Below are 781 nucleotides of genomic sequence, written 5' to 3'. Positions count from 1 at the left end.
GAGATTCTCCGTACCGATGAAGGGTTACAGGAAGTGATGGCCCGTTATCGCTACCATGATGACGGCCGGCTGGCGGAAGCGGACAGCGCCCAGCATTTTCATCTGTACTATGAATATAACGCGCAGGGCCTGATAAGCCGCTGGTCCGATGGCGACCAGACCTGGGTGGATTACCGTTATGATAAACAGGGGCGCTGTACCGACAGCGTGGGGGCCGGCGGCTTCTATCCGGTCCACCTGGATTATGCCCCCGGCATCACCCGCTCCACCACCCCACAGGGGCACGCCACCACCTGGCATTACAACGACCAGCAATTAATCACGGAAATCCACACCCCGTGCGGCGGCGTGACCCGTTATGACTATGACCGCTGGGGCCATCTGGTCAGACAAATATTACCAGAGGGGGAAACCCTGACGCTGACTTATCTGGCGGACACCGGCCGGGTCACTTCGCTGACGGAGGCGGACGGCGCGGTATGGCAATACAGCTATGAGGCTGACAGCCTGCAACTGACCGGCATGACCGACCCGCTGCAACGCACCTGGCTGCCTCTGTATGATGAACAGGGCCAGCCTGCCGGATTTATTGCGCCGGACGGCCGGAAAACCACGCTGACCCGCAATGCCTTCGGGCTGGTGACGGCCGAAACCGACCCGGACGGCAACAGCCGCACACAGGAATATGATAAACATCAGCGGCTGGTGCGGGTGCTGGATGAAGAGAACCGGACCGTCAGTCTGGGTTATGACAGCCAGGACCGGCTGCGCAGCCTGACCG

General features: G+C 60.7%; 1 pseudogene. It reads left to right on the top strand.

Annotated elements, in window-relative coordinates:
- Positions 1-36 precede the first annotated feature (36 nt).
- Positions 37-781, top strand: a pseudogene (locus Phpb_RS05930) (type IV secretion protein Rhs); the annotation flags it as partial.

It is taken from the genome of Photorhabdus namnaonensis (genome assembly GCF_001684335.1).
In the GTDB taxonomy this organism is placed as follows: Bacteria; Pseudomonadota; Gammaproteobacteria; order Enterobacterales; family Enterobacteriaceae; genus Photorhabdus; species Photorhabdus namnaonensis.
This window is presented reverse-complemented; position numbering and strand designations above follow the sequence as displayed.